This window comes from Paracoccus jiaweipingae (genome assembly GCF_044335505.1).
Lineage (GTDB): Bacteria > Pseudomonadota > Alphaproteobacteria > Rhodobacterales > Rhodobacteraceae > Paracoccus.
The window spans coordinates 122,605-144,682 of sequence record NZ_JBISBS010000006.1 but is presented as its reverse complement, the minus strand read 5'-3'; the positions used below and the strand labels follow the sequence as shown (position 1 = coordinate 144,682).

20 protein-coding genes and 1 pseudogene are annotated in these 22,078 nt (G+C 68.5%); 13 read left to right on the top strand and 8 right to left on the bottom strand.

Annotation, left to right across the window (positions count from 1 at the left end):
* Nucleotides 1–244: 244 nt before the first annotated feature.
* Nucleotides 245–1,090, top strand: a complete 846-nt coding sequence (locus ACFXP9_RS11620; RefSeq protein ID WP_397208673.1) for a 3-hydroxyacyl-CoA dehydrogenase — start codon at nt 245–247, stop codon at nt 1,088–1,090.
* Nucleotides 1,091–1,320: 230 nt separating this feature from the next.
* Nucleotides 1,321–2,781, top strand: a complete 1,461-nt coding sequence (locus tag ACFXP9_RS11615; RefSeq protein ID WP_397208674.1) for a condensation domain-containing protein — start codon at nt 1,321–1,323, stop codon at nt 2,779–2,781.
* A 276-nt stretch (nt 2,782–3,057) separates the two neighbouring features.
* Here the strand turns inward: ACFXP9_RS11615 and ACFXP9_RS11610 are convergent, their stop codons facing one another.
* Genes ACFXP9_RS11610 through ACFXP9_RS11595 form a run of 4 tightly spaced genes read right to left on the bottom strand, consistent with a single transcriptional unit; the run spans nt 3,058 to nt 6,874 of the window.
* Entirely contained in the window at nt 3,058–3,735 is a 678-nt protein-coding gene (locus tag ACFXP9_RS11610; RefSeq protein ID WP_397208675.1) for a glycosyltransferase family 2 protein, read from the bottom strand.
* Nucleotides 3,732–4,307, bottom strand: a complete 576-nt coding sequence (locus ACFXP9_RS11605) for a DedA family protein (RefSeq protein WP_397208676.1) — start codon at nt 4,305–4,307, stop codon at nt 3,732–3,734. The genes ACFXP9_RS11610 and ACFXP9_RS11605 overlap by 4 nt, the downstream gene beginning before the upstream one ends.
* Nucleotides 4,304–5,980, bottom strand: coding sequence for a ceramide glucosyltransferase (locus ACFXP9_RS11600; RefSeq protein WP_397208677.1), 1,677 nt, complete (start codon nt 5,978–5,980; stop codon nt 4,304–4,306). Before ACFXP9_RS11600 ends, ACFXP9_RS11605 begins: the two co-directional genes overlap by 4 nt.
* Nucleotides 5,981–5,992: 12 nt before the next feature.
* Nucleotides 5,993–6,874 carry a UDP-2,3-diacylglucosamine diphosphatase gene (locus ACFXP9_RS11595; protein ID WP_397208678.1) on the bottom strand — a complete coding sequence of 294 codons (882 nt, stop codon included), beginning with the start codon at nt 6,872–6,874 and terminating at the stop codon, nt 5,993–5,995.
* Nucleotides 6,875–7,198: 324 nt separating this feature from the next.
* Here ACFXP9_RS11595 and ACFXP9_RS11590 point away from each other — a divergent pair, with 324 nt between their 5' ends.
* The 3 genes and pseudogenes from ACFXP9_RS11590 (at nt 7,199) to arsB (ending at nt 9,224) form a co-directional block, all read left to right on the top strand.
* Complete coding sequence (locus ACFXP9_RS11590; RefSeq protein ID WP_397208679.1) at nt 7,199–7,534, top strand: ArsR/SmtB family transcription factor; 336 nt, start codon at nt 7,199–7,201, stop codon at nt 7,532–7,534.
* Nucleotides 7,535–7,563: 29 nt separating this feature from the next.
* A pseudogene (arsC, locus tag ACFXP9_RS11585) lies at nt 7,564–7,977 on the top strand (arsenate reductase (glutaredoxin)); the annotation flags it as partial.
* 98 nt (nt 7,978–8,075) lie between these two features.
* A complete protein-coding gene (arsB, locus tag ACFXP9_RS11580) occupies nt 8,076–9,224 on the top strand; it encodes an ACR3 family arsenite efflux transporter (RefSeq protein ID WP_397208680.1) in 1,149 nt (382 codons plus the stop codon).
* Nucleotides 9,225–9,384: 160 nt separating this feature from the next.
* On the opposite strand, the gene ACFXP9_RS11575 is transcribed toward arsB, so the two are convergent.
* Nucleotides 9,385–10,254 (bottom strand): fumarylacetoacetate hydrolase family protein, encoded by an 870-nt coding sequence (locus ACFXP9_RS11575; protein WP_397208681.1) that lies wholly within the window; start codon nt 10,252–10,254, stop codon nt 9,385–9,387.
* A gap of 192 nt (nt 10,255–10,446) precedes the next feature.
* On the opposite strand from ACFXP9_RS11575, the gene ACFXP9_RS11570 reads away from it, so the two are divergent.
* The 4 genes from ACFXP9_RS11570 (at nt 10,447) to ACFXP9_RS11555 (ending at nt 14,308) form a co-directional block, all read left to right on the top strand.
* Nucleotides 10,447–11,397: a DnaJ C-terminal domain-containing protein gene (locus ACFXP9_RS11570; RefSeq protein ID WP_397208682.1), complete on the top strand. Its 951-nt coding sequence runs from the start codon at nt 10,447–10,449 to the stop codon at nt 11,395–11,397.
* On the top strand, nt 11,394–11,723 hold the full coding sequence (locus ACFXP9_RS11565) for a hypothetical protein (RefSeq protein ID WP_397208683.1): 330 nt from the start codon (nt 11,394–11,396) through the stop codon (nt 11,721–11,723). The genes ACFXP9_RS11570 and ACFXP9_RS11565 overlap by 4 nt, the downstream gene beginning before the upstream one ends.
* A 130-nt stretch (nt 11,724–11,853) precedes the next feature.
* On the top strand, nt 11,854–14,013 hold the full coding sequence (locus ACFXP9_RS11560) for an esterase-like activity of phytase family protein (RefSeq protein WP_397208685.1): 2,160 nt from the start codon (nt 11,854–11,856) through the stop codon (nt 14,011–14,013).
* A gap of 112 nt (nt 14,014–14,125) precedes the next feature.
* Nucleotides 14,126–14,308, top strand: a complete 183-nt coding sequence (locus tag ACFXP9_RS11555; protein ID WP_397208686.1) for a KTSC domain-containing protein — start codon at nt 14,126–14,128, stop codon at nt 14,306–14,308.
* 10 nt (nt 14,309–14,318) lie between these two features.
* On the opposite strand, the gene ACFXP9_RS11550 is transcribed toward ACFXP9_RS11555, so the two are convergent.
* The 3 genes from ACFXP9_RS11550 to ccmI are packed head-to-tail and all read right to left on the bottom strand — an operon-like array spanning nt 14,319 to nt 16,617.
* The gene (locus tag ACFXP9_RS11550) at nt 14,319–14,525 is read right to left on the bottom strand and encodes a DUF1289 domain-containing protein (RefSeq protein ID WP_397208687.1); all 207 of its coding nucleotides are present in this window, start codon (nt 14,523–14,525) and stop codon (nt 14,319–14,321) included.
* Nucleotides 14,522–14,989: a Holliday junction resolvase RuvX gene (ruvX, locus tag ACFXP9_RS11545; RefSeq protein ID WP_397208688.1), complete on the bottom strand. Its 468-nt coding sequence runs from the start codon at nt 14,987–14,989 to the stop codon at nt 14,522–14,524. Before ruvX ends, ACFXP9_RS11550 begins: the two co-directional genes overlap by 4 nt.
* On the bottom strand, nt 14,986–16,617 hold the full coding sequence (ccmI, locus tag ACFXP9_RS11540) for a c-type cytochrome biogenesis protein CcmI (protein ID WP_397208689.1): 1,632 nt from the start codon (nt 16,615–16,617) through the stop codon (nt 14,986–14,988). Before ccmI ends, ruvX begins: the two co-directional genes overlap by 4 nt.
* Before the next feature lie 215 nt (nt 16,618–16,832).
* Here ccmI and ACFXP9_RS11535 point away from each other — a divergent pair, with 215 nt between their 5' ends.
* The 4 genes from ACFXP9_RS11535 to ACFXP9_RS11520 all read left to right on the top strand — a co-directional run bounded on the left by ACFXP9_RS11535 (nt 16,833) and on the right by ACFXP9_RS11520 (nt 21,951).
* Entirely contained in the window at nt 16,833–18,098 is a 1,266-nt protein-coding gene (locus tag ACFXP9_RS11535; protein ID WP_397208690.1) for a sarcosine oxidase subunit beta family protein, read from the top strand.
* An 82-nt stretch (nt 18,099–18,180) separates the two neighbouring features.
* The gene (locus ACFXP9_RS11530; protein ID WP_397208691.1) at nt 18,181–18,504 is read left to right on the top strand and encodes a sarcosine oxidase subunit delta; all 324 of its coding nucleotides are present in this window, start codon (nt 18,181–18,183) and stop codon (nt 18,502–18,504) included.
* Nucleotides 18,501–21,425, top strand: coding sequence for a sarcosine oxidase subunit alpha family protein (locus tag ACFXP9_RS11525; RefSeq protein ID WP_397208692.1), 2,925 nt, complete (start codon nt 18,501–18,503; stop codon nt 21,423–21,425). The genes ACFXP9_RS11530 and ACFXP9_RS11525 overlap by 4 nt, the downstream gene beginning before the upstream one ends.
* A complete protein-coding gene (locus ACFXP9_RS11520; RefSeq protein WP_397208693.1) occupies nt 21,418–21,951 on the top strand; it encodes a sarcosine oxidase subunit gamma in 534 nt (177 codons plus the stop codon). Before ACFXP9_RS11525 ends, ACFXP9_RS11520 begins: the two co-directional genes overlap by 8 nt.
* The last annotated feature ends 127 nt before the right edge of the window (nt 21,952–22,078 follow it).

The window sequence follows — 22,078 nt, the reverse complement described above, 5'->3', positions numbered from 1 at the left end:
GCCCGCCCGGTCAGCCCCGTGACGGTGACGGTCTGTCATTCATCGTCTGACAATCGCCCCGTTTCTGGCGCGGGCGATCTGTCCTGACGCCACCTTCGCGCCATACCCCGCCGACGGCAGCGGCCCTTGGGCGCGGACCAGCCCGTTGAGCCGCGACATTTCGCCCGCTGCGTGCCGCAGGCTTGCAGGGGGCGGGGGTTTGGCCTTTCATGACGGCATCCATCATTGCCACAGGGGGGACAGAATGGCCATCAAAACCGTTGCCGTGCTGGGGACCGGGGTTCTGGGTGCGCAGATCGCGTTTCAGGCTGCGGTGCATGGGTTTCGCGTCAGGGCCTGTGACCTGACTGAGGCGGGTTTGCAGGCAGCAGGCCGGACCATCGACTGGATGGCCGCCGGAATGCAGCGCGATCTGGGGCTGGCGGCCGGGGTGCTGGCCGATGCGCGCCGGGGGCTGGTGCTGACCACAGATCCGGAACAGGCGCTGGCCGGCGCCGATCTGGTGATCGAGGCGATCCCCGAAGACCCGGACCTCAAGCGTGGGCTGTATGCACAGATCGCGCCGCTGCTGGCGCCGGGGGCGATCAATTCCTCGACCCTGCTGCCATCGGCTTTGGCGGATGCGGTGCCGGACCCGGCGCGCTTTGTCGCGCTGCATTTCGCCAACGAGATCTGGCACCACAATCTGGCCGAGGTCATGGGCCATCCCGGCACCGATCCCGGCGTCATAACGGCGGTGGCCGGTTTTGCCCGTGCCATCGGGATGGAAGCGATCGTGCTGGACCGGGAACAGCCGGGCTATGTCCTGAACACCCTGCTGGTGCCGTTTCTGATGGCGGCGGGCGGGCTGGTGGTTGACGGGGTGGCCAGCCCGCCCGATATCGACAAGGTCTGGCGCATTGCCACCGGTGCGCCGGTTGGCCCGTTCCAGATCTATGACATCGTGGGGCTGCGCACGGCCTTTCGGATCGCCTCGGCGGGCGGGCCGAAATCGCAGGAATTCGCGCGGTGGTTGAAGGCGCATTATCTGGACCATGGCAAAACCGGGCGCGACAGCGGTCAGGGGTTTTACCGCTATGACGCGGGGTAAGGGCGCGGCAGCGCGTGCCGTTCGCGGCGGCTGATTGCCGCGCCGCCCGCGACCGCGCCCGGGCCATCGCGGCCTGCCGGGCGCGGCGCCGTTGGGCGCGGTTCTGGCTGGCATCCGGGTGGGCGGGAACTTGCTGACCGGGCCGCGGCGCGGATGATGCACGGGGCGGTGAATTGACGGGCGGTGATAATTGATTATTTCTATCGGAAATTATCCCCGCCGAGGCCGCGATGACCGATCTTTCCCCCCTTCCGCCCGCATCATCCCCCGACAGCGCCGCGCCTGACCGACCCACCAGCGATGCCCGCACGGACAGTGCCGCCGCCATCGCCCACCCCGAGGATGCCGGCCCAACCGGGGCAGAGACCACGGGCTGGATGCCGCTGACCGCCGGGCAGATGGATTTCTGGGAGGAATTTCGGTTTCACCCCGATCAGCCGGTTTCGACCGTGGCGCATTGCCTTGAGCTTGAGGGGCCGCTGGACAGCGCCGCGCTGGCCACCGCGATCACCCGCACCGTGGCCGAGGCCGACACGCTGGCGCTGCGCTTTTGCGAAACCGCCGATGGCCGGGTGGTCCAGCGCGTCGACCCCGCCTGCCGTCCCAGGCTGACGCAGATCGACCTGCGCCACGATGCCGACCCTGACGCCACCGCGCGGGCGCTGATGCGGGCCGATCTGAACGCGCCGCTGGACCTGCGCCACCAGCCGCTGTCGGCGCAGATGTTGCTGCGGGTGGGGGCGCGGCGCTGGCTGTGGTATTGCCGGGGCCATCACATCATTCTGGACGGGTTCGGCATGGCGCTGATCGAAAGGCGGGTGGCGCGGCTTTACGCGCAGGCGCTGGGGCAGGGCGGGGGCGGGGCCGCTTTTGGCCGGCTGGCCGATTTCCTGCATGAGGAAACCGCCTATGCCGCCAGCCCCGATTGCGCCCGCGACCGGGCCTTCTGGGCCGACGCGCTGGCGCCGTTTCGCGACCGCCTGCCGGTGCTGCGCAAGGGCGCCGAGGATTACGGCACGCCGCCGCTTTGCGCGGGCTTCCGCGCCGGACCAGAGGTCGAGTCCGCGCTGAACGCAGCAGCGGCGCGGCTGGACACGCATTGGGCCGATGCGCTGACGCTGTTATCGGCGGTCTGGCTGGCCTGCCACGATCCGGGGCGCAGCGATGCCGGTCCGGTCCCGGTCTGGCTGCCCTACATGAGCCGGATGGGCAGCCTCAGCGCCAATATCCCGGCGATGGTGGTCAATATCATGCCGCTGATCGTCGACCCCCGGCAGGCACAGCCGCTGCCCGCGCTGCTGGCGCGGCTGGGGAAGGTGCTGCGCCGCCAGCGCCGGCATGGCCGCTATCGGATCGAGGATCTGGCCCGCGATTGCGGGCTGGGGGCGGGGCAGCGGTTCCATTTCACCCCGCTGGTCAATGTGATGCCGTTTGACCCGCCGCGCTTTGCCGGGCTGACGGTGCGGCGTCAGGTGCTGGCGGCGGGGCCGGGCGACGGGTTCAACCTGTCCTTTACCGCCGATGCGCGCGGCGCGGGCCTGACCGCCAGCATCGAGGCCGACCCCGCAACGCAGGACCGCGCCCTGTTCCCCCGCCGCGTCGCGGGGTTTCAGCACTGGCTGCGCGCCACCGTTCACGACCTGGCGCAGGGCGGGGACGGGGCGCGGGCGATGGCGCGCGGCGCTGGCTGACACGCCCTTGGCCCCGGCAAGGCGCGGTGCGGGCCTGACCGCCAGCACCTGACCGTCGGCATCGGGGCCGCCAGCATCGGGTCCGATCCCGCGACGCAGGGCCGCGCCCTGTTCCCCCGCCGCGTCGCGGGTTTGGAACACTGGCTGCCCGCCACCATTCACGACCCGGCACAGCGGGCAGGGCGGCCGCGCCGCGAAATGGCGCTGCGGCATGGCGCTGCGGCTGACCGGTTCCCGGCACGGCATCCGGTGCCGGTCGCCCGCTGCGCGCATGGGTCAGACCCGCATCCGGCGCATGGTGACGATCTGTTGCAACAGCGTCGCCGGGCCCTGGGTGCGCAGCATGTCGGCCAGCATTCCGGCATCGGCGCGCAACCCGCGCCACAGCCCGTATTTGCGATGTTTCAGCGGGCTTGCGACCTCGGGCCAGCGGACCACGGCCAGCGGGCTGCGGGCCTCGATCAGCAGGGCGTTGACGAAGACCTCGAAGCCAAAGGCGGGCAGGTCGGGCAGGCGGTCCAGATGCGGCAGCAACAGCGCCCGCGGCAGCACCCGCTCGCCCGAGATATAGTCCAGCCCGATGCGCCGCCACAGCCCCGGCGCATTGCCGCGCAGGCTGATCGCGGCCTGCGCGCGGCCCTGCGCCACCGGGGCGATCAGCGCGCTGAGGTGGCGCTGGTCCAGCCCGGTCAGGTCGGCATCCAGCAACAGCACATGCTGGCCGCGCGCCTCGGCCAGACCACGGGCCAGCGCGGCGGTCTTGCCGCCATTGCGGGGCTGGCGCAGCAGCCGCAGCCCGTCAATGGCCCCGGCAATGGCGGCGGTATCATCGCTGGACCCGTCATCGACCACGATCACCTCGGCCAGTTGCGGGTGGCGGGCGGCGATGCGGGCCACGGCGGCAATGCGCGGGCCTTCGTTATAGGCCGGGATGATGCAGCTGATGGTGGTCATGTTTCCCCCCTTGCGGCGATCCGGCGCCGGATGGCCCAGATCAGCAGCCCCGACAGCGCCAGCGCCAGCCCCACCAGCGAGGCCTTGGCGATCCAGCCCTCGACCCGGCTGGCCGCGCCGCCGAAAACATATCCGATCAGCAGGAATACCAGCGTCTTGGGCAGGCTGGCCAGCAGGTTCCACAGCAGGAAGCGCCCAAACGGCATCCGCGACGCCCCCGCCCCCAGCAGCACCGCCAGCCCCGCCGTATGGGTCAGCTTGCCGATCACCACGATGCGCGGGCCGTGGTCGCGGAACCGGGCCTTCAGCACCCGCCGCCGCGCCGGGGTCAGGCCGAAACGGCGCTGCCATGCCGGTGGCAGGCCGTGGCGCCCCAGCGCGTAAAACAGCCCATCCCCCACCAGATCGGCCAGCACGCAAACGCCATAGACGGCGGCGATATTCATCAGCCCCTGACGCGCCAGCCATGCGGCGATAACGGTCAAGATCGGGCCTTCCAGCACCGCCACGGGGAACAGCAGCACCAGCCCGTGCGACTGGATGATCTGGGTCAGCGTGGACAGGTCGATCATGCGCTGCCCTTCCCGTCGGGGGCTTTCCTGGCCTGAACCCGGGGGTGGTGCCGGGTCAGGCGGGTGCCCCGGCCGGCGGCCTGTTCGGGGTCGTTCTGTGGCGCGACCGTCTGCTCCGTGTCGGTCCGTGCCGCGTCTGTCTGTGCCGCGTGTGTCTGCGGCGTATCGCCCTGTGCCGCGCCCTGACCGACCGCATTGCCGCGCCAGACCGGCGCCCCGCCCCGCCAGCCGGTCAGCCACAGCGGCAGCAACAGCGCATCGCGCAGCCCCCAGGCCAGCACATCGCCCGCCCCGCCGGGCCAGCCCGCGCGCTGCGCCAGCAGCCATTCCGCACCATACCAGGCCAGCGCAAACCCCGGCAGCAGCCCCGGCGCGGCGACGGCCAGTGCCAGCCCCGGCAGCACCGGCCCGGTCAGCGGTTCCAGCAGGTAAAGCCCCGCGAACCCGTCGCGGCGCAGGCGCGCCCACCGTGCCTGCCGCTGCCAGACCGCGCCCGCCGCGCGCCGCCCCAGCGGCTGGGCAAAGGGCCGCCGCGTCACCGCCACCCGCAGCCCGGCGGCCCGGACGGTTTTGGTGGCGGCGACATCCTCGGCCATTTCGGGGGCCAGCGCGGCCAGACCGCCGCGCGCGTTTAGCCAGTCACGCGCGAAAGCCAGCGTCTTGCCCTGCGCAAAGCCAAGGCCAAGGCTGTCTGCCGCCAGTTGCCAGCGCGCCTGATAGCTGTTCAGAAAGCCCGCCTCGACCCGCGCCCACAGGCCCTGCGCATCGGTGCCAAACGCGGGCGAGGACACCATCCCCACCCCCGGCCCGCGATGGGCCAGCACCTGCCGCAGGTAATCGGGCGGCAGCAACAGGTTGCTGTCGGCCATTACCACCCAGCCCGCTGGCGCGGCGGCCCATCCCTTGACCAGATTGTTCAGCTTGGGATTGCCGCTGATATGGCCGCGCCCGATCAGCAATTGCGCCCTGACCTGCGGATAGCGCGCCATCAGCCGGCGCAGCAGCGGCAGCGCCGGATCGCCCGGATCGTCGATGCAATGGATCAGCGTCAGCCCCGGAATATCCTGCCTGAACCCCGATTCCAGCGTCTGCGCCAGCCCATATTCCAAGCCGCAAACCGGCCGCAGCAGGGTGACGCCGGGCGGGGTCTGGGGGGCGGGGTCAGTTGTTCCAGACGCGGCGTCAGGACCCGCGTGGGGACGGGCTGGCACCGGATACGGCGCAGCGGTCCGGGCGGGCGGGGCAGTCGCGGGTGCGGCCCCGGCCGGTATGGCATTGGCAGGTGTGAGGGCGGCGGGTGTGGTGGCGGATGGACCCGCGATGGGGTGGGGCGATGCGGGTGGCATCTGCTGGGGCGTCGCTGGTGCCCGGCCAGGCTGGGGCGGGGCATCCGCTGGCCTGTCACCCTGCGTCTGGTTGCCCACCGCATGGGCCGCGCCCGCCACAGCCCCGTCAGCCCGCGCGTCCCCCGCCCCCGCGGCATAATCCCGTGCGCCACCAGCCCCCGCGCCCTCAGTCGGCGCGCCCTCTGTCAGCGCCTGATCAGCTTGTTCGGCGCCTGCCTGTGCGGGGGGCAGGGTGGGGCCGGGGCGTGACAGCCGCCACAACACCAGCGCGATGGTCAGCAGATGCAGCGCCAGCAGCGCGGCGGCAAACCCGATCAGCAGCGACATACGCGCCCCCCGTCAGGCCGGTCGCACATGCAGGTCCGGCGCGGTGGCAGACCCCGGCGCGGCCCCCGGAGCGGGCTGTGCCCGGTGGGTCGGCTGGCCAGCGCCGTTCCAGCGGATCAGGCGCAGATTGCCGTCGTGATCCTCGGTCAGGGCGGTGGCGTGGTCGACCCAGTCGCCGCAATTGGCGTAAAGCGGGCCGTGGTCGCAATGCAGCGCGGGCTTGTGGAAATGGCCGCAGACAATGCCGTCAAAACCGCGCTGAGCGGCCATTTGCGACAGCCGGGCCTCGAACCGGTCGCGTGACCGGATCAGCCGGTTGATGCGCGCCAGCGTGGCCTCAAGCCCGTCCCAGCCGTCATGGCCCAACTGGTGGCGCAGCCGGTCGATTCCGCGTCCCAGCCGGCGGATGCCGGTTTCGGCCAGACTGCCGGCGCGCGACAGCATGGCCAGCCGCCCCGAGAAGATGTCGCAGCAATCGCCATGCGTCACCAGCAGGCGGCGGCCATCGGCGGTCAGGTGGGTGGCCTCGGGCAGGATCTGAAAGCCCAGCAGGCTGGTGCCGCAATGGTGGCGGAAAAAGCCGTCATGATTGCCGGGGACATAGATCACCTGACGCCCGGCCTGTGCCTGCCGGGTCAGTTCGCGCAGAACGGCGTGGTGGCTGGCGGGCCAGTTATTGCCCAAGGGCCGCCATGTGTCGATGATATCGCCCACCAGATAAATGGTCGCGGCCTCGTGCTGGCGCAGGAATTCCAGCAGCGGGCCAGCCTTGCAGCCGATCATGCCCAGATGCAGGTCGGACAGAAACAGCGTGCGTCCGGGGCGCGGGGCGGTCGGGGGTGTGGCCTGCATCCGGGCCGTGGGGGCGAGGGTCGGGGAACTGCCGTGATCCATCCTGCGATCCTTGTTGCTGCGCCGGCGGAAAAAGCGGGGCGGTGCCATGTCCCCAACATATGTTTGTGGCAGCGCGATGACAGTCAGGCCGTCACCCCGCGTTGGTTTGACCCGGCTTGCGCCCGGTCACAGGCGGTCATGCGCCCATCGGGGCGGGCCTGTTTTACGGGGCGGGCCTGTTTGCAGATGCAGCATCCGGGCGGGGCAGCGCAAAGTCAAGCCATCGCTGCTGGGGCGCGCGCGGACAGCCGCAGGCAGGGACGAAAAGCGGTTGCGAATCGCGCGGCACGATAATATTTCAATATTTGTTGAAAGGTTGAAATGATGGATCAGACCCAGGCCCTTGCCGCCTTTGCCGCCCTGTCGCAGGACACGCGCCTGCGCATTCTGCGCTGTCTTGTTGCCGCCGGGCCGCAGGGCATGGCCGCGGGGGCGATTGGCGCGGCGGTCGGTGGCCGAGCCTCGGGCGTGTCGTTTCACCTGTCGCATCTGGAACGGGCGGGGCTGGTGGCCCGGCGCCGGGACGGGCGGCAGATCATTTATCGCGCCGTCTATCCGGTGCTGTCGGACCTGATCGGCTTTCTGATGCGCGACTGCTGTCAGGGCCATCCCGAAATCTGTGCCCCGCTGACCGGGGCGGGCTGTGGTGACGCAAGCTGAGGGCGGGCGCGCAGCCGAAAGGAAACTGCATGGATATCGTCATTTACCATAACCCCGACTGCGGCACCTCGCGCAATGTGCTGGGGCTGATCCGCAATGCCGGGGTGGAACCGCATGTCATCGACTATCAGCTTTGCCCGCCGACGCGGGCGATGCTGGTGGCGCTGATCGGGCGTATGGGGATCGCCCCGCGCGCGCTGTTGCGGCGCAAGGGGACGCCTTTTGACGCGCTGGGGCTGGGGGATGCGGGCCTGTGTGACGACGCGCTGATCGACGCGATGGTGGCGCACCCGATCCTGATCAACCGGCCCATCGTGGTCAGCCCCAAAGGGGTGCGGCTGTGCCGTCCGTCTCAAACCGTGCTGGACCTGCTGCCGCCCCAGCGCGGCGCCTTCGTGAAAGAGGACGGCCAGCCCGTCACCGGTGCCGATGGCCGCCCGGTGACGGATGTGGCGGGTGCTGCCGTGGCCAATGCGGCGACAGACACCGCGATGCCGGGTTCTGGGGCAGGCGCCTGGGCTGGCGCAGGAAAGGACGCGACATGACCGGTTTGCACGCATCGCCAGCCCCGCAGCCCGCAACCGGCCCGCAGCCCGCGACTGCCCCGCAGGCGGCAACGGACCCACAGGTCAGGCTGTCCTTTCTGGACCGCTGGCTGACGGTCTGGATCTTTGCCGCCATGGGGCTTGGGGTTGGGCTGGGGGCGCTGTTTCCCGGCCTGCCACCGGCGCTGGAATCGCTGTCGGTGGGCGGCACCAACCTGCCCATCGCCATTGGCCTGATCGTGATGATGTATCCGCCGCTGGCCGCCGTCCGCTACGAGGAACTGCCCCGCATCTTTCAGGACCGCCGGGTGCTGGCACTGTCGCTGGTGCAGAACTGGCTGATCGGGCCGCTGCTGATGTTTGCGCTTGCGGTGATCTTTCTGCGCGACCGGCCCGAATACATGACCGGGCTGATCCTGATCGGGCTGGCGCGCTGTATCGCGATGGTGCTGGTCTGGAACCGGCTGGCGCGGGGCGATGCCGAATATGTCGCGGCGCTGGTGGCGTTCAATTCGATTTTCCAGATCCTGTTCTTTCCGGTCTATGCGTGGGTTTTCCTGACCGTGCTGCCGCCGCTTTTCGGGCTTGAGGGGCAGGTGGTCGATATTGGCTTTGCGCCCATTGCTAAGGCGGTGCTGACCTATCTGGGGCTGCCCTTCGTGGCCGGGTTCCTGACCCGCCGCATCCTGATCGCCCGCCGTGGCGCGGACTGGTATCAGCGGGTGTTCCTGCCGCGCATCGGGCCGCTGACGCTGGCGGCGCTGCTGTTCACCATCGTTGCGATGTTCAGCCTGAAAGGGGCCGAGGTGCTGGCCCTGCCGCTGGACGCGCTGCGCATCGCGCTGCCTTTGGTGCTGTATTTCCTGATCCAGTTCGGCGTCAGCTTTGCCATGGCGCGGTATGTCGGCGCGGATTACCCGCGCAGCACGGCGATTTCATTCACCGCCGCGGGGAATAATTTCGAACTGGCCATTGCGGTGGCCATCGCGGCTTTCGGTCTGGCCTCGCCGGTGGCGTTTGCCGCTGTGATCGGCCCGCTGGTCGAGGTGCCGGTGCTGATCCTGCTGGTCCATGTCGCGCTGCGGCTGGCGCGGCTGTGGCCCGGCGGCAGCGCGGGCAGGGGCAGTGCGGCGGGGGGCGTCTGACCCCGCCTTCAGGCCCCGGTCAGCTGCGGTTCCGTCATGCGTGTCGCATCCGCATTTGCCACAGCCGCGCGCGGGGCATCCCGGCCTGACACGGCCTGCTCGCGCCCGGCCCCCGCCGCTGGCCCCCGTGCTGCTGGCCCCGTGGGGCCGCCCCGCGTGATCAGGCCCGGTCGCCGGGCTGGCGGATGACGCGCTGGGTTTGCTGGCCCAGACCGTCAATGCCCAGAGCCATCACCTCGCCGCCGCGCAGATAGGTCGGCGGGGTCTGGCCCATGCCCACGCCGGGCGGGGTGCCGGTGGTGATGATGTCACCCGGCATCAGCCGCGTGAAGCGCGCGCAATAGGCCACCAGTTCCGCCACCGTGAACACCATGGTCGCGGTGCTGCCCGACTGGCGGGTAATGCCGTCGACCGACAGTGTCAGCCTCAGCGCCTGCGGGTCCGCGACCTCGTCCCGTGTCACCAGCCACGGGCCGATGGGACCAAAGCTGTCAAAGCCCTTGCCCTTGTCCCATGTCGGGCCGTGCCGGGTCTGCCAGTCGCGTTCCGAGATGTCATTGACCACGCAATAGCCCGCGACATGGTCCAGCGCATCGGCCAGCGCGATATCGGTGCCGCCCTGACCGATGATCACGCCAAGCTCGACCTCCCAATCGGTGGCGGTAGATCCGCGCGGCAGGATCACGTCGTCATCCGGCCCGCTGATGCAGCTGGTCCATTTCGAAAACACCACCGGTTCGTCGGGCACCGCCATGCCGCTTTCGGCGGCGTGATCGGCATAGTTCAGGCCGATGGCGATGAATTTGCCCACCGCCCCCACGCAAGGCCCCAGCCGCAGGTCGCGCTGTGGCTGGCCCGCCACCAGCGGCAGCGTGTCCGGGTCCAGCGCCGCCAGCGCCGCCAGCCCCGGCGGGGTCAGCACCGCGCCCGCGATATCGGCCACATGGCCCGACAGGTCGCGCACCCGCCCCCGGTTATCCAGCATTCCCGGCTTTTCCGCCCCTGCCGCCCCGTATCGCACCAGCTTCATGGCCTGCCCCCTGATGTGTCGACGGGTCCAGTGTCGGGGCGCCGGGGCCGCATGTCCAGACCCTGTGATGCGGGTGGGCAGGTCTGTATCGGGGGCAGGTCTGTCTCGGGGGCTGCGGCTTTGTCGCGGGCTTGCGGAAACCCGGCGCGGGCTTATGTCGTTTCATGACCGGATTGCAGAAAGGATGATGCGATGGCCGACGACCCCTATGCGGCGCTTGGTGTCAGCAAGACCGCCTCGGATGCCGAGATCAAGAAAGCCTATCGCAAGATCGCCAAGGCCGACCACCCCGACCTGAACCCCGACCCGGCGGCGACGGACCGGTTCAAGGCGGCCTCGGTCGCTTATGACCTGCTAAAAGACCCCGAACAGCGCCGCCGCTTTGACGCGGGCGAGATCGACGCCAGCGGTCAGGAACGCCCGCAACAGCGCTATTACCGCGATTTCGCGGGCCATGACGACAACCCCTATGCCGGGGGCTGGCAACAGCGCGGCGGCCAGTATGGCGGCGCCGGATACGAGGATCTGTCAGGCGTGTTCGACGACCTGTTCGGCGCCCGCGCCGGTCGCCGTGGCGGCAGTGCGGACGGGTTCGGGGGCGGGTTTGACATGCGCGGGCAGGACCACCGCTTTCACCTGACGGTCGATTTCATGACCGCGGTCAAGGGCGGCAGCACCCGCATCACCCTGCCCGAGGGTGGCGAGCTTGAGGTAAAGATTCCCGTCGGCGCACAGGATGGCCAGACCATCCGCCTGCGCGGCAAGGGCGGGCCGGGCATGGGCAAGGCCCCGGCGGGCGATGCCTATCTGACGCTTGCCGTCACCGATCACCCCAGTTTCAGGCGCGAGGGGGACGATATTCTGGTGACCCTGCCCATCACCCTGGACGAGGCCGTTCTGGGCGCCAAGGTCGCCACGCCCACGATTGACGGCCCGGTGAACCTGACGGTGCCCAAAGGGGCGTCATCGGGTCAGAAGCTGCGCCTGCGGGGACGCGGGGTGCAGGGCAAATCGGGGCGCGGCGACCAGCAGGTCGAGCTGAGGATCGTGCTGCCCGACACCATCGACGATGATCTGGCCGCTTTCATGCAGACATGGCGCCAGACCCACGCTTATGATCCGCGCAAGGGGATGAAGATATGACCCGGCTTTACACCGAACAGGAAACCATCGCGGTAATTGACGATCTGACCGCCCCCCGGCTGACCGGCTTTGTCCGGGCGCGGGTGGTGGTGCCGGTCGGTTCGGATCAGGGAGATCTTTATCGGGAGGTCGATCTGGCCCGGCTGCGCCTGCTGTGTGATCTGGAACAGGATTACCGGCTGGATGACGAGGCGCTGGCGCTGGTGATGTCGCTGCTGGACCAGCTGAACGCCGCGCGCGCCGATATGCGGGCGCTGCTGGCCGCACTGGCCGCGCAACCGCCCGAGACCCGGAAAAGCCTGCGCGCGGCGCTGTCGGGGCAATAGCGGCGGCCAAAGGGGGGCAAAGGGGGGCGGGCAAGCGGGGGCGGTGTCGCAAAACCGTCACCGCCCGGTCACATCGCTGTTACCGGGCGCGGCGATACGCCTTGGATCACATTGAACCAAGGGGTTTTCCATGTCCTTTCGCCTGACGCTGTGTTCGGCCCTTGCGCTGGCCGCGGCTTTGCCCGCACAGGCCGCGCCGCTGTTTGACCGGATCGCCAGCTTTGCCACCGCTGACAATATGGCCGATGGTGCCGACCGCAGCCATGAGACCAGCGCTGAAATTATTGCCGTGACCGATGACGGCAAGACGCTGATCTATTCCGACAGCCCGCTGGGGGCGATCGGGATGATCGACATCACCGACCCCAAATCGCCCGGACCGCTGGGCAATATCGACATGGCGGGCGAGCCGACAACAACCGTGGTGATCGGCGGCACGGCCTTTGTGGGGGTCAATAACTCGGCCAGTTTTGCCGCGCCGTCCGGGGCGCTGCGCGCGGTCGACATCGCCAGCCGCCGCCCTGGCGAAAGCTGCGATCTGGGCGGCCAGCCCGATTCGGTGGCCCGCAATGCCGATGGCAGCCAGATCGCCATCGCGATCGAGAACGAGCGTGACGAAGACCTGAATGACGGTGCCCTGCCACAGGCCCCTGCCGGTTTTGTCGTCACCATCCCGGTGCGCGACGGCAAGGCCGATTGCGCCGGGCTGACCCGGATCGACCTGACCGGGCTGGCACAGGTGGCCCCCGGCGACCCGGAACCGGAATATCTGGCCTATAATCAGGCCGGCGATCTGGTGGTGACGCTTCAGGAAAACAACCACATCGTGGTGATCGGCGCGGATGGCCGCATCGCCAGCCATTTCAGCGCCGGGCATGTCGACCTTGACGCGGTCGATACCGAAAAGGATGGCAAGATCGACCCGACCGGCCATCTGACCGGCGTGCCGCGCGAACCCGATGCGGTGGCCTGGATCGACAACGACCATTTCGTCACCGCGAACGAGGGCGACTGGAAGGGCGGCAGCCGCGGCTTTACCATCTGGTCGCGCGATGGCCGCGTGGTTTACGACAGCGGCAACCTGCTGGAACACAAGCTGATCGAACTGGGCCATTACCCCGACAAGCGGTCCGGCAAGAAGGGGGGCGAACCCGAGGCCGTGATCGCCGCGCGTTATGGCGATGTGCCGATGATCTTTGTGGCCTCGGAACGGGGCAGCATCGTGTTCAGCTTTGACGTCAGCGACCCCGCCGCGCCCCGGCTGGTGCAGGCGCTGCCATCCGGCATCGGCCCCGAGGGGATGGCGGCCATTCCGGGCCGCGACCTGTTCGTGACCGCCAATGAAACCGACCTTGGCGCCGATGGCGGCGCGCGGTCGCATGTGATGCTGTATCAGATCGCTGACCATCCCGCCTATCCGACGCTGACATCGGTGGCCGAGGCGCCGCTTGGCTGGGGCGCGCTGTCCGGGCTGGCGGTGAACCCCGACAGCCCCGACCAGCTATTCGCCGTCAGCGACAGCTTTTATGCCGCCGCCCCGTCGATTTTCCTGATCGACACGGCGGGCGCTGAAGGGCCGGTCATTTCCGGCGCGATCCCGGTGACGCGCGATGGCAAGCCTGCGGAAAAGCTGGACCTTGAAGGGATCACCCCGGACGGGCAGGGCGGTTTCTGGCTGGCCAGCGAGGGCAACAGCGAAAAAGCCGTGCCACATGCGGTGCTGCATGTCGATGCAACCGGCGCGATCATCCGCGAAATCGGCCTGCCCCCGGCGCTGGCGGCGCAGGAAAAGCGCTTTGGCTTTGAAGGCATCGCCATGGTCGATGGCAAGCTGTGGCTGGCGGTTCAGCGCGAATGGGGCGACGACCCCAAGGGGATGGTCAAGCTGTTGCAGCTGGACCCGCAGACCGGGGACTGGACGGCCATGCATTACCCCATCGAATCCGGCGCGGGCTGGGTCGGGCTGTCGGAGCTGGCCGTGCATGGTGACCACCTTTACCTTATCGAGCGCGACAACCAGATCGGTGACAAGGCGGCGCTGAAACAGATCACCCGCGTGGCGCTGGCCGACCTGAAACCCGCGTCTTTGGGGGGCGACCTGCCTGTCGTCAGCAAACAGGTCGTGCGCGACCTGATCCCCGACCTGAAGGCCTTTGGCGGCTATGTCGTCGACAAGGTCGAGGGTCTGGCCATCACCCCGGACGGCACCGCGTGGATTGTCACCGATAATGACGGCGTCGACGACAGCAGCGGCGAAACCTTCCTGTGGTCGGTCCGGCTGGACGGTTGATCAGCACAAGGCCAATCAAAGGCGCGGCACAGCCCGCGCCTTTGCAGATGTTCTTTATTTATAATGACTTGCCGACACTGCTTTCAAAGGGTTGTCCATTTATGGAAATGTCATGCCCTTCGTAAGCCCGTCAGCAACAGGTCGCATTGCGTGGGGGAATGGAACGCTTTTGATCTGGTTCAGGCAAACCGGGCGCTGCGACTGTTCTGGCGTTCCTGAAGATGTTTACCACGCATTTCTGACCGCCGACCCTGAGGGCGGTGTTTGCAATCGTTACATCAAGGACCCTTCCTGAACTGATCCAGCTATGATTGTGCGGCTGGCCCGAGCGTTGGCTTGCGCCCCGGCAGGTCGGCTATGATGGCGCGGCGCTGGTCGGGGGTCAGTCCGCCCCATGCGATGATTTCGTCGATATTGCGCAGACAGCCGATGCACAGGCCGCTGGCCCCGTCGATATCGCAGATGCCGATGCAGGGCGTATCGACAGCTGCGGGGGCGGGCTGGCCGGTCATGCCAGATACCGCAGCCGGTCCAGCGCGCCTTGCAGGATATAGCCCGCCGCGACATGGTCGATCACCTCGGCCCGTCGGCGGCGCGATGTATCGGCCTCAAGCAGGGCGCGTTCGGCGGCGACGGTGGACAGGCGCTCGTCCCAGAAGGTGATCGGCAGGTCGGTCAGCCGTTCCAGATTGCGGGCAAAGGCGCGGGTGGATTGCGCGCGCGGCCCTTCCGAGCCATCCATATTGCGCGGCAGCCCCAGCACCAGCCCGACCAGCCCGCGATCCTGCGCGATGGCCAGCAGGGCCTGCGCATCCTGCGTGAACTTGACCCGCCTGATGGTGTGCAGGGGCGTGGCCACCTGCCGCAGCCCGTCGCTGACCGCCACGCCGATGGTCTTGGTGCCAAGGTCCAGCCCGGCCAGCGCCCCAACGGGCGGCAGCAGGGGGGCGAAATCGGTGATCTCGGGGCAGATCATTCCAGCCCCGCATCGGTTGCGGCTGCCGACAGGGCGGCCAGCGCCGAGGCGTCGCCGTCAAATGCCGCGCGGGCATCGCGCAGCGCGGCGCGGGCGCGGTCGTCCTGACCCAGCACATGCAGCGAACCCACCAGCCGCGCCCATTCCGCGACGCTGCCGCCCTTGTCGCGCAGCCGGGTTTCCAGCCCTTCGACCATGGTTTCGATCATCGCCTGACGGTCGCTGTCCGACATCTGCGCCGCGGCTTGCATGGCGTCGGCATCGGGACCGGGCAGCGCCGCCGCAGGCGCGGGGGTGCCAGACGGGGATGGCGCAGGTGGGGTGGGTGCGGCGTTGCCGTTGGCGTCGTCGTCATCGCCATTGGCGGCAGGTGCGGTCGCGGCATCACCCGCCAGACCGGCCTTGGCGGCGGCTTCATCCAGCATCGCCAGTGCCTCGGGCTGGTCGGCAAAGCGGCTGCGGGCCTCGGCCAGAATATCGGCGGCATGGGCGGTTTCCCCGATCACCCCCAGCGAGGCGATCAGCCGCGCCCATTCCACCGGCGTGCCGCCTTGCGTGGCCAGCCGCGCCTCAAGCCGCCGGACCATGTCGCGCGCCATCGCGTTGCGGTCATCGTCGGACATATCCTGCGCGGCGGCCAGCTGGTCATCGTCCAGCGCCGGCATCGCACCGGTCGCGGCAGGCCCGGCAGGCGGCTGATAGCCCGGCTCACCCGCCAGCCATGCCAGTTCGGTAATCACGGGCCGGATCGCCATGACCCAGGGCGCGCCCGCAGGCCCGCGTTCCAGCAGGTCGCGCCAGATCGGGAAGGTGCGGTCGGGACGGCCGATCTGGGCCTCAAGCAAGCCGGCCATATACCGGGCCGGGCCGTTTTGCGGGTCCAGCGCCAGCGCCTGACGCAGCGCGGCCTCGGCCTCGGGGGTGACCTGACCACCGGCGGCCTCGGTCATCAGGGCGGCCAGCCGGGCGTAATCATCGCCGCTGGCCTGCGCACCGCGCGCCGCGATCAGCTGTTGCTGCGCGGCATAAGCGGCCTTGAAATGGCCCAGATTGGCCTCGTGATCGGCCAGCAGGGTCAGGCCCTGCACGTCATCGGGGCGCTTTTGCACCGCAGCGCGCAACTGGTCGACCAGTTCGACATATTTCGCATCGGCCTCGACCCTGGGGCCGGGTCCGGCCTTGGCTTCGGCCTGGCTTTGCGCGGGGCGGGCGTCATAGGCGCGCTGGGCGCTGGCCAGACGTTCGGCGCGCGGCAGGTCGGGCAGGTCAGGCGCGCCGATGCGGTCGTAAAACACAAACGCCCCGATCAACAGCGCCCCCATCACCCCCAGCGCCCAGAACGGCGTCAGCCCGCGCGCCGCGGTGGGGCTGCCGGTCCGTGCGGCCAGCGCGCGGTTGGCCTCGATCACCTTGCGGCCAATCTCGGCGCGCAGGCGCGCGGCCTCGGCCTCGGGCAGGACACCACGGGCAAGGTCGCGCTCGATCCCGGCCAACTGGTCGCGATAGACGCGCAGATCCCACTGCGCGGGGTCTTCGGCGCGTTCGTCCGCGGGACGGCGGCGCAGGGCGGGCCAGAAGATCGCCAGTGACACGATGACGGCCATTGCCGCGCAGAACAGCCAGAACATGAACAGCCTCGAGCGTTTCCCGTTTCCGGGGTCATACCCATTCGGGCGGCTGCGTGAAACCCCATCGGCACCACAAGCGCGCCGATGTCGCATCGCCTGCCAGATATTTGATCAAAGCGCCCGCATGGGGTTGAAATCGGACGGCCCGCGCGGTTTGGTGGCGGCAAAAGACGACCCGCGCGCACCGCGCCGCGACCAAACAGCCTGGGGGGCACATGACGGCAACTGCGAAACCGCGCCGCTATTCGGCATGGGCCATCGCCCGCGAGGCGCTGCGCTTTCACACCGGCTGGGACCGGGCATGGGCCTCGCCACAGCCGAATCCGCGCTATCAGGTGGTGGTGATCGGGGCCGGCGGGCATGGGCTGGCGACGGCCTATTACCTTGGCCGCAATCACGGCATCACCAATGTGGCGGTGCTGGAAAAGGGCTGGCTGGGGGGCGGCAATACCGGGCGCAACACCACGATCATCCGGTCGAATTACCTGCAAGATGCCTCGGCCGCGATTTTCGACAAGGCGCTGCAACTGTATGAAAACCTGTCGCAGGATCTGAATTACAACATCATGTTCAGCCCGCGCGGCCTGATCATGCTGGCCCAGACCGAACATGAAAAGCGCGGCTATCAGCGCACCGTCCACGCCAATTACCTGCAAGGTGTCGCGACCCAATGGATCGGGCCGGACAAGCTGAAGCAACTGGTGCCGATCATCAATATCGACGGGCCGCGCTATCCGGTGCTGGGCGGGCTTTACCAGCCGCGTGGCGGCACCGCGCGCCATGACGCCGTGGCCTGGGGCTATGCCCGCGCCTGTTCGCGCATGGGCATGGACATTATCCAGAATTGCGAAGTCACCGGCATCAGCACCCAAAACGGCGCCGTGCAGGCGGTTCAGACCAGCCGGGGCCGCATCGAATGCGACAAGCTGGCCATCGTGGTGGCGGGCCATTCCAGCCAGCTGGCCGATATGGCCGGGTTCCGCCTGCCCATCGAATCGGTGGCATTGCAGGCGCTGGTCAGCGAACCGGTTAAACCCTGCATGGATGTGGTGGTGATGGCCAACACGGTCCATGGCTATCTGTCGCAATCCGACAAGGGCGAAATGGTGATCGGCGGCGGCACCGACAGTTTCAACAACTTTACCCAGCGCGGGTCGTGGCACCATGTCGAGGAAACCACCCGCGCCCTGATCGAAACCTTCCCGATGCTGTCGCGCCTGAAAATGCTGCGGCAATGGGGCGGCATTGTCGATATGACCGGCGACCGCTCTCCCATCCTGTCGCGCACGCCGGTGGACAATATCTTCGTCAATTGCGGCTGGGGCACCGGGGGGTTCAAGGCCATCCCCGGCAGCGGCTGGGCCATGGCCGAGCTTGTGGCAAAGGGCCAGCCCGGCCCGCTGGCCGCGCCGTTCGGGCTGAACCGCTTTCGCGAGGGCCGCTTTATCGACGAATCCGTCGCCGCCGGGGTGGCGCATTGATGTCTTCGCCCTGGTGCAAATATCCACGGGGGTCCGGGGGCAGTCAGCCCCCGGCGTCCCGCCAGACAAGGGACCACCGCCCATGCTGATCCTGACCTGTCCCTATTGCGGCATCGCCGCCGAAGAGACCGAGCTTCACGCCGGTGGCGAGGCGCATCTGAAACGTGTCGGCCCCGAAGGCGATGATGCCGCATTCGAGGATTACCTGTTTCGCCGCAGCAACCCCAAAGGCCCGCATCTGGAACGCTGGCGCCACAGCCATGGCTGCGGCAAATGGTTCATTGCCGCGCGCGACACCGTCACCTTGCGCGTCTATGGCACCTATCCGGCGCAAACCACCCAGCCCCCCGCGCAGATCGTCGAAAAGATCCGCGAAACCCACCCGGATTGGAGCTTTGATCAATGACCAGCCATCGCCTGCCCTCGGGTGGCCGCCTGATCGACCGTGCCTGGTCCACCCCGTTCCGCTTTGACGGCCGCCATCTGCGCGGTTTTCGCGGCGATACGCTGGCCTCGGCGCTGCTGGGGGCGGGGATATTGCTGCAAGGGCGCAGCTTCAAATACCACCGCCCGCGCGGGCCGATGGCCTCGGGGGCCGAGGAACCCAACGCGCTGCTGGGGCTGGGGCAGGGGGCGCGGTTCGAACCCAACCAGCGCGCCACCACCACCGCGCTGCTGCCCGGCATGGTGACGGTCAGCCAGAACCGCTGGCCCTCGCTGGATGTCGATATCGGGGCGGTCAATGATCTGGCCTATCGGCTGTTTCCGGCGGGGTTTTATTACAAGACCTTCATGCAGCCGCGTTGGGCGTGGAAACACCTGTTCGAACCGGTGATCCGCGCCAGCGCCGGTCTGGGCCGGCCACCGCGCCAGCCCGACCCGGACCGTTACGAACAGGCCTATGCCTATGCCGATACGGTGGTGGTGGGCGGCGGCATTGCCGGTCTGCGCGCCGCCGTCCAGGCGGCTGATCAGGGCGGGCGGGTGATCGTGCTGGAACAGCGCCCGGTCTGGGGCGGGCGCAGCCCGGTCGATGCCGGTGCCGATGGCGCGGCCCTGATCGAGGCGCTGCTGGCCGATCTGGCGGCGCGGCCCAATGTCACCCTGCGCCGCAACACCATGGCCACGGGGCTGTATGACCACGGCTATCTGCTGGCGGCGGAACATATTGCCGATCACGACCCCAATGCCGATCTGCCGCGCCAGCGGCTTTGGCGCATCCGGGCCGGGCAGATTGTCACCGCCACCGGGGCGCTGGAACGCCCGCTGGCCTTTGCCTGCAACGATGTGCCGGGGGTGATGCTGGCCTCGGCCATGCGCGATTTCATCGTCGATTACGCGGTGGCGCCGGGGCGCAACATCGTGGTGGTGACGAATAATGACGACGCCTATCGCACCGCGCTGGTGGCGCTGGATGCCGGGCTGTCGGTTGCCGCCGTCATTGACGCCCGCCCGCGCCATGACAGCCCGCTGGCCGTGGCGGTGCGCGACCGCGGCGTGCGGGTGCTGAACAATATGGCGGTGGCCAGGGTGACGGGCCGCAAATCCGTCACCGGCGTGGCGGTCTGTCCGATGTCGGGCGATGGCAGCCATGTCAGCGAACAGATCGCCTGCGACGCGGTGGCAATGTCGGGGGGCTGGTCGCCGGTGGTGCATCTGTGGTCGCATTGCGGCGGCAAGCTGATCTGGGACGACGCGGCGTCCCTGTTCCGCCCCGACCCGGCACACCCGCCGCGCGGCGCCGATGGCGCGGCGATGGCCACGGCGGTGGGCGCGGCCAGTGGCGATCTGACCGGCGGTCTGGAAGACGCGCCCGAACAGGCGCCGATCCTGCCGGTCTGGGTGATGCCCGCCAAGGCGGCGCGCCCGCTGCGTTTCAAGATGTGGCTGGATTTCCAGAATGACGTCAAGGTCAGCGATGTGGAACTGGCCGCGCGCGAGGGCTATGAATCGGTCGAACATGTCAAGCGTTACACCACGCTGGGTATGGCGACAGATCAGGGCAAGATCAGCAATATCAATGGCTTGGCAATTCTGTCCGGGGCGCTGAAACAGGGGGTGGCGCAGACCGGCACCACCACCTTCCGCCCGCCCTATACGCCGCTGACCCTTGGCACCGTCGCCGCCGAGGCGCGCGGCCCGCTTTTTCAGCCGCTGCGCCAGACGCCGATGGATGGCTGGCACGCGCGCAACCATGCCGCATGGGAACCGGTGGGGCACTGGCGCCGGCCCTATGCCTATCCGCGCGGCACAGAAACCCGCGATGACGCCATCCGGCGCGAGGTTCTGGCCGTGCGCGGCGGGGTGGGGCTGCTGGATGCCTCGACCCTGGGCAAGATATTGGTCAGGGGGCCGGATGCCGGGCGGTTCCTGGACATGATTTATACGAATATGATGTCGGGGCTGAAGCCGGGGAAATGCCGGTATGGGCTGGTCTGTTCGGAAAACGGTTTCCTGATCGACGACGGCGTGGTCGTGCGGCTGGATGCCGACACCTTCCTGTGCCACACCACCACCGGCGGCGCCGAGCATATCCACGCCCATATGGAGGACTGGCTGCAAACCGAATGGTGGGACTGGCAGGTCTATACCGCCAATGTGACCGAACAATGGGCACAGATCGCCGTCGCGGGGCCGAAATCGCGCGATCTGCTGAACCGGCTTGGCGGCATGGACCTGTCGCCCGAAACCCTGCCCTTCATGGGCTTTGCCGAGGGCGAGCTGGCAGGCATCCCGGTGCGCGTCTATCGCATCAGCTTTTCGGGGGAACTGGCGTTTGAACTGGCAACCCCGGCGCGCTTTGGCCAGCAATTATGGGACCGGCTGATGGAACGTGGCGCGGTGTTCGACGTCACCCCCTATGGCACCGAGGCGATGCATATCATGCGGGCCGAAAAGGGCTTTGTGATGATCGGGGATGAAACCGATGGCACCATCATCCCGCAGGATCTGGGGCTGGACTGGGCGATCAGCAAGAAGAAAACCGACTTTATCGGCAAGCGCGCACAGATGCGCAGCCACATGACCGACCCCGACCGCTGGAAACTGGTCGGGCTGGACAGTCTGGACGGGCGGGTCATTCCCGACGGGGCCTATATCGTGGACCGGGGGCGCAATGACAACGATCAGCGCAATGTGCAGGGGCGGGTGACATCGACCTATTTCTCGCCCACGCTGAACCGGCCCATCGCCATGGGCCTGCTGCGCCACGGCCCGGCCCGCATGGGCGAGGTGGTCGAATTCCACATGGCCGACCAGCCGCCGCTGCGGGCGCAGGTGGTCGACCCGGTATTCTTTGACAAGGAAGGGGTGCGTGCCAATGGCTGAGGTTCTGGCCAATGTGACCCGTCTGCCGATGCCCGGCATGGTGCTGATCCGCGCCCGCGATCAGGTGGCGCAGGCGGCTGCGGCGGCGCTGGCGATGGACCTGCCCGCCACCGGGCGGTTTGTGTCGGATGACCAGCGCAGACTGCTGTGGATGTCCCCGGACGAGATGCTGCTGATCTGTCCGCTGTCCGACACCCCGCAGGCGGTGGCCAGCCTGAACGACGCGCTGGCGGGTCAGTTCGCGCTGGTCGCGGATGTCAGCGATATGCGCGCCCTGTTCGCGGTCGAGGGCGGGCGCGCCACGCAGGCGCTGGCCAAGCTGATGCCGGTCGATTTCGAGGCGCTGCCCGATGACGGGGTGCGGCGGACGCGGGCGGGGCAGGTGGCCTGTGCGGTCTGGCGCGAAACCCCCGATGATGCGCGGGGCCAGAACCTGCGGCTGATCTGCTTTCGCTCGGTCGCGGGTTACATGGCCGAGGCGCTGTCGGGCGCGGCCCGCCACGGTGCCGCGCTGGACCCGCGCTGAACCCCGCAAACCCTTGTTTTTGCGAACCGTTCGCAACACCGCGCCAGCCGGAACCGGGCCTGACCGGCGGACGTTGAGGGGGCAGCACCAGCCCTGTGAACGGGCTTTGCATTCCCCCCGTCGCATG

Excerpts from the sequence above, each read along its gene's own strand:
- ACFXP9_RS11620 (WP_397208673.1), top strand. The coding sequence starts at position 245 with ATGGCCATCAAAACCGTTGCCGTGCTGGGGACCGGGGTTCTGGGTGCG.
- ACFXP9_RS11615 (WP_397208674.1), top strand. The coding sequence starts at position 1,321 with ATGACCGATCTTTCCCCCCTTCCGCCCGCATCATCCCCCGACAGCGCC.
- ACFXP9_RS11610 (WP_397208675.1), bottom strand. The coding sequence starts at position 3,735 with ATGACCACCATCAGCTGCATCATCCCGGCCTATAACGAAGGCCCGCGC.
- ACFXP9_RS11605 (WP_397208676.1), bottom strand. The coding sequence starts at position 4,307 with ATGATCGACCTGTCCACGCTGACCCAGATCATCCAGTCGCACGGGCTG.
- ACFXP9_RS11600 (WP_397208677.1), bottom strand. The coding sequence starts at position 5,980 with ATGTCGCTGCTGATCGGGTTTGCCGCCGCGCTGCTGGCGCTGCATCTG.
- ACFXP9_RS11595 (WP_397208678.1), bottom strand. The coding sequence starts at position 6,874 with ATGGATCACGGCAGTTCCCCGACCCTCGCCCCCACGGCCCGGATGCAG.
- ACFXP9_RS11590 (WP_397208679.1), top strand. The coding sequence starts at position 7,199 with ATGGATCAGACCCAGGCCCTTGCCGCCTTTGCCGCCCTGTCGCAGGAC.
- arsB (WP_397208680.1), top strand. The coding sequence starts at position 8,076 with ATGACCGGTTTGCACGCATCGCCAGCCCCGCAGCCCGCAACCGGCCCG.
- ACFXP9_RS11575 (WP_397208681.1), bottom strand. The coding sequence starts at position 10,254 with ATGAAGCTGGTGCGATACGGGGCGGCAGGGGCGGAAAAGCCGGGAATG.
- ACFXP9_RS11570 (WP_397208682.1), top strand. The coding sequence starts at position 10,447 with ATGGCCGACGACCCCTATGCGGCGCTTGGTGTCAGCAAGACCGCCTCG.
- ACFXP9_RS11565 (WP_397208683.1), top strand. The coding sequence starts at position 11,394 with ATGACCCGGCTTTACACCGAACAGGAAACCATCGCGGTAATTGACGAT.
- ACFXP9_RS11560 (WP_397208685.1), top strand. The coding sequence starts at position 11,854 with ATGTCCTTTCGCCTGACGCTGTGTTCGGCCCTTGCGCTGGCCGCGGCT.
- ACFXP9_RS11555 (WP_397208686.1), top strand. The coding sequence starts at position 14,126 with ATGCCCTTCGTAAGCCCGTCAGCAACAGGTCGCATTGCGTGGGGGAAT.
- ACFXP9_RS11550 (WP_397208687.1), bottom strand. The coding sequence starts at position 14,525 with ATGACCGGCCAGCCCGCCCCCGCAGCTGTCGATACGCCCTGCATCGGC.
- ruvX (WP_397208688.1), bottom strand. The coding sequence starts at position 14,989 with ATGATCTGCCCCGAGATCACCGATTTCGCCCCCCTGCTGCCGCCCGTT.
- ccmI (WP_397208689.1), bottom strand. The coding sequence starts at position 16,617 with ATGTTCTGGCTGTTCTGCGCGGCAATGGCCGTCATCGTGTCACTGGCG.
- ACFXP9_RS11535 (WP_397208690.1), top strand. The coding sequence starts at position 16,833 with ATGACGGCAACTGCGAAACCGCGCCGCTATTCGGCATGGGCCATCGCC.
- ACFXP9_RS11530 (WP_397208691.1), top strand. The coding sequence starts at position 18,181 with ATGCTGATCCTGACCTGTCCCTATTGCGGCATCGCCGCCGAAGAGACC.
- ACFXP9_RS11525 (WP_397208692.1), top strand. The coding sequence starts at position 18,501 with ATGACCAGCCATCGCCTGCCCTCGGGTGGCCGCCTGATCGACCGTGCC.
- ACFXP9_RS11520 (WP_397208693.1), top strand. The coding sequence starts at position 21,418 with ATGGCTGAGGTTCTGGCCAATGTGACCCGTCTGCCGATGCCCGGCATG.